This window comes from Nonomuraea lactucae, assembly GCF_003313395.1.
GTDB classification, from domain to species: Bacteria; Actinomycetota; Actinomycetes; order Streptosporangiales; family Streptosporangiaceae; genus Nonomuraea; species Nonomuraea lactucae.
In genome coordinates this window covers 1-903 of sequence record NZ_QNFZ01000390.1, presented here as the reverse complement: position 1 = coordinate 903, position 903 = coordinate 1, and the positions used below count along the sequence as shown (strand labels likewise).

Genomic DNA, 903 nt, shown 5'->3' with positions numbered 1-903 from the left:
GGCGCCCCGCAGCGCGGCGTACCCGGCGTGCCGGCTGAACGCCCCGGCCGCCGCACGGGAGGCCGGCGAGCGCGGCCGGGTCAGCCCGGCCAGGTCCAGGGTCACCACCGTCCCGTCGGACAGCAGGCAGGCCAGGGTGGCGTCGTCGCGCCCGAAGCGCGGCTCGGCGCTCACCGCCTGGAGGGGATGGGTGAGGACGCGGACGCCGTCGACGGACCACACGCTGACGGCCGTCCCGTCGTAGGTGGCGAGGTGGCGACCGTCCCGGTTGAAGCCGATCATCAGGGCGCCGGCGCCCCGCAGCCGCGCCTGCGACCAGCGCCTCCTGGTGACGTCCCAGAGCCTGACGTCGGGGCCGTCGCCCACCGCGAGCATGGCGCCGTCCGGGCTGAAGGCGGCCGCTCTGCCCTTCGCGGGGTCCGGCCCGCCCGGTACGGAAACGACCCCCCGCCGGTCCGTGAGCCGGTAGCTCAGATCCTGGTACAGCTCGACCCTGGTGAGGCCGTCGGCCCCCACCTTCACGTCGGTGAGGGCGGCATCGGCCGTGACGGCGTCGCCGGTGTTGATCGCGTCGCCGGTCACGGTCGTGGGCCGCGCCGGTGTGCCGCCGCTGAGGCGCCACACCTGCCAGACCCCCGCCGGGGTCCTCGCCACGAGCGCGTCGCCGTCCGCGTTGAAGGCCAGGTGCTTCGCGCCCGTGCCGAACCGCCCGCCGATCCGCCGCCCGCGCTCCAGGTCCCACAGCCGGATGGAGCCGGACCCGCCCACAGCGAGGGTCCTGCCGTCGGGGCCGAGCGCCATCGACGTCACGTCACCGCCGAGCCCCCGCACGCCGCCGGTCCGCCGCCCGCCGGCCACGTCGTAGCCGGCCGCCTCGCCCGCGTTGTACGCGACCAGCGTGCG

General features: G+C 77.1%; 1 protein-coding gene. It reads right to left on the bottom strand.

Going from position 1 to position 903, the window contains the following annotated elements; translation table 11 throughout:
• Positions 1-903 (bottom strand): WD40 repeat domain-containing protein (locus DQW85_RS22130; RefSeq protein ID WP_162795220.1); only part of this gene is annotated, 903 nt, incomplete at both ends.